Source organism: Mesorhizobium sp. M7A.T.Ca.US.000.02.2.1 (genome assembly GCF_003996995.1).
Taxonomy (GTDB): Bacteria; Pseudomonadota; Alphaproteobacteria; order Rhizobiales; family Rhizobiaceae; genus Mesorhizobium.
Window position 1 is genome coordinate 1 of the sequence record NZ_RZTT01000315.1, and the last position, 7,195, is coordinate 7,195.

Genomic DNA, 7,195 nt, shown 5'->3' on the forward strand with positions numbered 1-7,195 from the left:
GAATACATGAAGGCGCAGCTCGTCGGCGGCCAGCTTGCCCGCCGCTACAACATTCCCTACCGCACCTCCAACACCTGCGCCGCCAACACGGTCGACGCACAGGCGGCTTATGAAAGCGTGTTCTCGCTGTGGGGCGCCATCCAGGGCGGCGGCAATCTGATGATGCATGCCGCCGGCTGGCTCGAAGGCGGCCTGCGCTGCTCCTACGAGAAGACCATCCTGGACATCGACCTGCTGCAGATGGTGGCCGAATTCCTGACCCCCCTCGATCTTTCCGACGAGGCACTCGGCTTCGACGCCATCCAGTCGGTCGGTCCTGGCGGCCATTTCTTCGGCACCCAGCACACGCAGGACCGCTACAAGACCGCCTTCTACTCGCCGATCCTGTCCGACTGGCGCAATTACGAGACCTGGGCGGAAGCCGGCTCGCCGACGGCGCTCGAAAAGGCCAACAAGGTCTGGAAGGAGCGGCTGGCGTCCTATGAGGAGCCTTACATGGACCCGGCCATCCGCGAGGAACTCAACGCCTTCGTCGCCAAGCGCCGGTCCGAAGGCGGCGCGCCGACCGATTTTTGATCGGCTCCCCGCCGACACCCCATCTGATTCAGTTTACGCAAAAACGGACCTATCTAGATGAAATCTCATGTAAAAGCGGTTGTCATCGGCGGCGGCGTCGTCGGCTGCTCGGTTCTCTACCACCTGGCCAAGGCCGGCTGGACCGACATCATGCTGATCGAGCGCTCGGAGCTCACCTCCGGCTCGTCCTGGCACGCGGCGGGCGGCTTCCACACGCTGAACGGCGACCCCAACGTCGCCAAGCTGCAGGCCTATACGGTGCAGCTCTACAAGGAGATCGAGGAGATATCCGGCCAGTCCTGCTCGCTGCATTTGACCGGCGGCGTGATGATGGCCGACACGCCCGAGCGCATGGACTTCCTGCGACTGGCCCACGCCAAGGGCCGCTATCTCGGCATGGACACAGAACTGATCACCCCTTCCGAAGCCAAGGCGATGTTTCCGCTGATGGACGAGACCAACTTCGTCGGCGCCATGTGGGACCCGGTGGAAGGCCATCTCGATCCGTCGGGCACCACCATCGCCTACTCCAAGGCGGCGAAAAAACTCGGCGCCGAGATCGTGCTGCGCAACCGCGTTGTGGAACTGACACAGGAGGTCGACGGCACCTGGAACGTCGTCACCGAACAAGGCACGGTGAAGGCCGAGCATGTCGTCAATTGCGGCGGCCTGTGGGCGCGCGAGATCGGCCGCATGGTCGGCGTCGAACTGCCGGTGCTGGCCATGGAGCACATGTATCTGCTGACCGAGCCGATGCCGGAGGTCGAGGAATTCAACAAGTCTACCGGCCGCGAAATGATCGGCGTTCTCGATTTCAAGGGCGAGATCTACACCCGCCAGGAGCGCAACGGCATCCTGCTCGGCACCTATGAGAAGGCCTGCAAGCCGTGGTCGCCGGTCAACACGCCGTGGGATTTCGGCCATGAATTGTTGCCGCCGGACCTCGATCGCATCGCGCCGTCGCTGGAAATTGGCTTCAAGCATTTCCCCGGCATCGAGAAAGCCGGCATCAAGCAGATCATCAACGGCCCCTTCACCTTCGCTCTCGACGGCAACCCGCTGGTCGGCCCGGTGCAGGGCCTGACCAATTTTTGGTGCGCCTGCGCCGTCATGGCCGGCTTCAGCCAGGGCGGCGGTGTCGGCCTCGCGCTGTCGAACTGGATGGTGCACGGCGACCCCGGCTTCGACGTCTGGGGCATGGATGTCACCCGCTTCGGCGAATGGGCTGGCCTGCGCTACACCAACGCCAAGGTGCGCGAAAACTATTCGCGCCGCTTCTCCATCCGCTTCCCCAATGAGGAACTGCCGGCGGCACGCCCGGCGCAGACGACACCGCTCTACGACACGATGCTGGCCAACAATGCCGTCATGGGCGACAGCTGGGGACTTGAGACGCCGCTCTGGTTCGCACCTGAAGGCAAGGAACCCAGGGATATCGTCTCCTTCCACCGCTCCAACGATTTTGGGCCGATCGGCGAGGAAGTGCGCGCCACGCGTGAGCGTGTCGGTGTCACCGAGATCGCCAATTTTGCCAAATACGAAGTCTCGGGACCCGCAGCCGAGGATTTCCTCAACCGGCTGATGACCAACCGCATGCCGAAGACCCGCCGCATCGTGCTGACGCCGATGCTCAACGAATTCGGCAAGCTGATCGGCGACTTCACCATCGCCAAGGCGGCAGAAGGCCGCTTCATGATCTGGGGTTCCTCGGCGGCGCAGAAATACCACATGCGCTGGTTCGAGAAGCATCTACCGAAGGACGGAACGGTGCGCATCCACCGCTTCGACCAGACGCTGGTCGGCCTGTCGATCGCAGGGCCGAAGTCACGTGACTTGCTGCAGAAATTGGTCGATGTCGATGTCTCGACAAAAGCCTTCCGCTTCATGGATTTCCGCGAGATGGCGGTTGGCGGGGCGCCTTGCATGGTCAACCGCATCACCTACACCGGTGACCTCGGCTACGAAATCTGGATGGCACCGGCCTACGAGCGCCTGGTTTACAAAGCAATCAAGGACGCCGGCGAGGAATTCGGCCTTGTCGATTTCGGCATGCGCGCTCTGCTCTCCATGCGCCTCGAAAAGAATTTTCCGACCTGGTTCCGCGAGTTGCGGCCGATCTATGGACCGTTCGAAGGCGCGATGGACCGCTTCATCAAGCTCGAGAAGAACGACTTCATCGGCCGCGAGGCCGCTGCCAAGGAACAGGCCGAGGGGCCAAAGCTGCGCCGCGTCTCCTTCATCGTCGATGCCACCGACGCCGATGTCATGGGCGATGAGCCGATCTGGGCCAAGGTCAGCAAGGACTATGGCACGGTTGAAAAGCCGCATGGTTATGGCGCGCCCCGCTTCGACGAGGGCGGCAAGGAAATACGTGGCTCCAAGGCTACCGAAGGCGCTTCCGCCGTGCGGGGTATCGTCGACGGTGACTGGCGCGTGGTCGGCTGGGTCACGTCAGGCGGCTATGCGCATTATGTGCAGAAGTCGATGGCGCAGGGCTACGTCCCCGCAGCGCTTGCCGAGGACGAAAGTGCCGGGCTGTTCGAGATCGAGATCCTCGGTCACCGGCGCCCGGCCCGCATCAATGTCGAAGCGCCCTTCGATCCGAGCGGCGAGAAGATGCGGACCTGAGTTTCGACCATGGACAACCCGGCGCCGAAGGGCAGCTTTGGCCGGCATCGCAAGATCATGCCGTTCGAAGCCGACTCGATCGAAGCCTTGCGCGACGCCTCTCGCCAGAAGGCGGCTTCGCTCAACCAGCATGTGCTGGGCTATGGCGCGCAGGCCGAGGCTGAATGGGTCGCGGCGGGCATTGCCACTCCCGACCTCCCGGCGATGCGCCAATACCGGCTGGAGCGCATCCGCGCCGAACTGAGGCGCCGCGACTATGCCGGCGCCCTGCTCTACGACCCCGTTAACATCCGCTACGCCACCGACTCGACCAACATGCAGCTGTGGGTGGCGCACAACCCGACGCGGCATTGCTTTGTCGCCACCGACGGGCCGGTGGTGCTGTTCGACTATTTCTCCTGCGAGCATTTGTCCGACCATTCCGGCGTCGTCGACGAAGTGCGACCGGCAGTGTCGTGGATGTATCTCTATGGCGGTGAGTTGACCGAGCAAAAGGTCCGCCGCTGGGCCGCAGGAATAGCCGATCTGGTGAAAGAGCATGGCGGCGGCAACAGCCGCATCGCCGTCGACCATATCAATCCGGAAGGCGTCGAGGAGCTGGCTCGCCTCGGCATTTCCATCGGCAATGGCGAAGCGTTGATGGAGAACGCGCGGCTGATCAAATCGCCGGACGAGATCCTCGCCATGCGCCGCGCGATCGTCGCCTGCGAGGCGGCGATGGGCGAGATGGAACAAGCGCTGAAGCCGGGGATTTCCGAAAACGAATTGTGGGCGGAACTGCACCGCGGCAACATCGCGCGCGGCGGCGAATGGATCGAGACGCGACTGCTGACGTCAGGCCCGCGCACCAATCCATGGTTCCAGGAATGCTCGTCGCGCAAGATCGAGGCTGGCGATCTCGTCGCCTTCGACACCGACCTGATCGGCCCCTACGGCTTCTGCGCCGACCTGTCGCGCACATGGCTGTGCGGCGATGGAAAGCCGACCAGCGAACAGCGCGACCTGTTCCGCATCGCTGCCGACCAGATCGGGCACAACACGGCACTGATGCAGCCAGGCATCTCGTTTCGCGACCTCGTCGAACGCTCGGCGGTGCCGCCCCGCGACTGCTTCCCGACGCGCTACGGCGTGCTCTATCACGGCGTCGGCTTGGCCGATGAATACCCGACCTTGCCGCATGCCGGCGACTGGACATCGGACACTCCGGACGGCGTGCTGGAACCGGGCATGGTGCTGTGCGTGGAAAGCTATATCGGCAGGCTTGGCGGGCGCGAAGGCGTCAAGATCGAGGAACAGATACTGATCACCGAGACGGGCAACGAACAGCTCTCAACCTACCCGTTGGATAAGATACTGCTCGGCTAGCCCGGCAATGGCCTCGCGCAACGCCCCAACCGTCTTTTCCGGTGTCCCTGCGGCGGTGATGTAGGGCAGGCCTTTGCGCCGTCCGGTCCAGCCAACGACCGCCACCTTTTTCGCCGCCGGCTCGAAGCGTTGCGCCAGCGCCCAGCTCTTGCAGTCGATGGCCGCTATATCGGCCTTGCCCTCTGCAATTGCGACGATCGAGGAACGGTGCCCACCGCTTTCGCTGCGCGAGGCAAAGAGGTCAAGGCTCTCGCCCATCGCCTCCAGGTCGCGCGTCAAACCGAGGAACCCCGACATCGAATCGAGGCTGTTGAAGGTGAAGCGCTTGCCGCGGATCCGATCGAGTGGGATCAGCGGGCTGCCGTCATTGGGCGAGGCAACCGACGGCGCGCCATCCGCCAGCATGACGATGGCGCTGGAATAGAGCTCGCCCTGCCCGCCTTCGTAGGCGTCGTAGCTTGGCTGGGCAACCACCTGCACATGCCTAGACAGGCCGAGTTCCATCGGCCCCCAGCAGGTCTGCGCGAACAGCAGCGCCGGGTGCAGCCACAGTCTGTGAAAATCGAGTTCGTCCGGCGGCAATGTCACTGGATCGGGTGCGATCAATGCACCGGCAGCATCACGAATACCGCCCGGCACCGGCGGCAGGTCTCCATTGCGCCGCACGATGGTTTGCGGTGCGTCGATACCCTTTTGCCGAAACGCGTCGCGCAACAGCGCCCATTGCGCGTCGACCTCGCCGCGTATTTCGGGCCAGTCATACATCGGCAACGCCGCAACCAATTCACTCATGCCGGATATCAAATCATCATGTCTGGAAAAATGATCGCAAAAACGCGGCGCCCAATCAGAATTGGCCGACACGGATTCCGGGTAGACCGGAATTATTCCTTCGGCGGCTCTGCGGGAACCGGCGCACTGCCGAGTCCGCTGATGCTGCGCGCCCTGATGCGCGGCTTGAAGGCCCTGCCCGGCTCGGCTTGACGCCGCAGCACCGGGTGCACGATCGGCTCCTTCGCCTTGAACGCATAGGCTTTGATCAGCGCGAAATAGTTGGGATAGGCATAGCCATTGTTCATCCGCAGCCATTCCTCACGGCGGTCGCGAAACAGCTTGGGCAGCTTGTACCAGGCCACGGTCGGGGTCTTGTGATGGACGAAGTGCAAATTGTTGTTGAGGAACAGGAACGACAGCGGCGAGCGCTCGACGATCACCGTGCGGCCTTCCGGATGTTCCGACCATTGATGCTCGGCGAAAGTACGGATCGAGATCAGCGACTGGCCGAGCCAGACCGGCACCAGAATGTAAAGCCACAGCGGGATGCCGAAGCCGAACTGCACGATCGGCATCACGACGGCAAGGCCGATCGCATGCAGCAGCCAGGCCTTGCGGATCGCCTTGTCACCGGCGATCACGTGCTTGGCATCGTCGATGAAGAAGCCGACGCAGGACAGCCACGGGCCAAGCACGAAGCGGCCGGCCATGGTGTTGTTGATCTTGAGTAGGAATTTCATCGTCGGCGGCAGTTCGTCGTGCTGCCAGAGCGCCTGATAATAGCTTTCCGGATCGTCCAGCGGGTCCGTCAGCCGCTCGTCGGCGTGGTGGCGCAGATGAATGGTCTTGAAGCGGCGGAATGGCCAGACCAGACCGATCGGCAGGAACACGAAGGCTTCATTGACCCGCGCGTTGCGTGTCGGATGACCGTGCAGCACTTCGTGCATGATCGACGATTGCAATGCGGCGGTCAAAGCCAGGATGGCGAGCGCCAGGACGGGGTAGGATGGCCAGAGCAGGAAACCGGTGGCGAGCCAAGTTGCGTAGCAGAAGAAGGCGAGTACCACGGTCGGCCACTCTATGGCCGGTGCGCTGTGTCGCCTGATGCTCTTGCTCGTCATGCTATCGACCACTGCCCCTCAGTCGCCGGAGCCCCAATTGGCTCCTGACAACATTGTGTCAGGAGAAGTGATTCCACTCAACGAGACAAAGTACACAAACTGTTGCGGTTGCGCGTTTTTGACCGCACATGTTACACATTGTAAACAGGCTTAGGGATTCATTTACGCCTGAGGTGCGCTCGGAAACGATTCGGCGCAAATTTTTCCTCAATCGAGGTGGAGCACGCACATGGACAAGCGCGACCTGTCGACGATCTTCCGCGAGCGCCTGAAAACACTCTTGACACGCTCCGACCTCAACCAGTCGGCCTTTGCGACCGCGGTCGGCATCGACCGTTCGGCGCTGTCGCAGCTGCTGTCGGGCGCCTCGACGCGCCTGCCCCGAGCGGAAACGCTGCTCAACATCGCCGCCGAGTTCAAGGTGTCGCTCGATTGGCTTCTCGGCCTCAGCCAGGACGAGGGTCTCACCGGCGAAATCCGCGAGAGCCTGGAGATAGAAGAGGCACCGGACGGCTTCGACCGCACGCTGCTGGCCAAATGGCATGCCGAGGCGGCCGGCACCAAGATCCGCTACGTACCGGCCGGCATTCCCGACCTTCTGCGCACCGAAACATTGGTCGACTACGAAGCCGGCATCACCAACAAGAGCCGCCTCGCCCAGGCCGGCGAAACGCAATACCGCATCGACTACAACAGGCGGCCGGAAACCGACATGGAAGTCTGCATGCCGC

Annotated in this window: 6 protein-coding genes; 4 read left to right on the forward strand and 2 right to left on the reverse strand. The window is 62.7% G+C overall.

Features of this window, described 5'->3' with window-relative positions:
* The 3 genes from EOD15_RS24635 to EOD15_RS24645 form a co-directional block, all read left to right on the forward strand.
* The coding region (locus tag EOD15_RS24635; RefSeq protein WP_185929061.1) for a trimethylamine methyltransferase family protein at positions 1–576 on the forward strand (576 nt) is incomplete at its 5' end.
* Between the two features lie 57 nt (positions 577–633).
* Entirely contained in the window at positions 634–3,204 is a 2,571-nt protein-coding gene (locus EOD15_RS24640; protein WP_127408926.1) for an FAD-dependent oxidoreductase, read from the forward strand.
* 9 nt (positions 3,205–3,213) lie between these two features.
* Positions 3,214–4,569, forward strand: a complete 1,356-nt coding sequence (locus EOD15_RS24645) for a Xaa-Pro peptidase family protein (RefSeq protein WP_127322352.1) — start codon at positions 3,214–3,216, stop codon at positions 4,567–4,569.
* On the opposite strand, the gene EOD15_RS24650 is transcribed toward EOD15_RS24645, so the two are convergent.
* Entirely contained in the window at positions 4,534–5,361 is an 828-nt protein-coding gene (locus EOD15_RS24650; protein ID WP_127322353.1) for a PhnD/SsuA/transferrin family substrate-binding protein, read from the reverse strand. The two genes, EOD15_RS24645 and EOD15_RS24650, sit on opposite strands and share 36 nt — an antisense overlap.
* A 92-nt stretch (positions 5,362–5,453) precedes the next feature.
* Entirely contained in the window at positions 5,454–6,464 is a 1,011-nt protein-coding gene (locus tag EOD15_RS24655; protein ID WP_164893270.1) for a fatty acid desaturase, read from the reverse strand.
* 229 nt (positions 6,465–6,693) lie between these two features.
* On the opposite strand from EOD15_RS24655, the gene EOD15_RS24660 reads away from it, so the two are divergent.
* Positions 6,694–7,195, forward strand: a 502-nt coding sequence (locus tag EOD15_RS24660; protein ID WP_127408927.1) for a helix-turn-helix transcriptional regulator, incomplete at its 3' end; no start/stop codon positions are given.

What these genes read in the sequence shown, in the direction of transcription:
- EOD15_RS24640 (WP_127408926.1), top strand. Translation starts at nt 634, where the DNA reads ATGAAATCTCATGTAAAAGCGGTTGTCATCGGCGGCGGCGTCGTCGGC.
- EOD15_RS24645 (WP_127322352.1), top strand. Translation starts at nt 3,214, where the DNA reads ATGGACAACCCGGCGCCGAAGGGCAGCTTTGGCCGGCATCGCAAGATC.
- EOD15_RS24650 (WP_127322353.1), bottom strand. Translation starts at nt 5,361, where the DNA reads ATGAGTGAATTGGTTGCGGCGTTGCCGATGTATGACTGGCCCGAAATA.
- EOD15_RS24655 (WP_164893270.1), bottom strand. Translation starts at nt 6,464, where the DNA reads ATGACGAGCAAGAGCATCAGGCGACACAGCGCACCGGCCATAGAGTGG.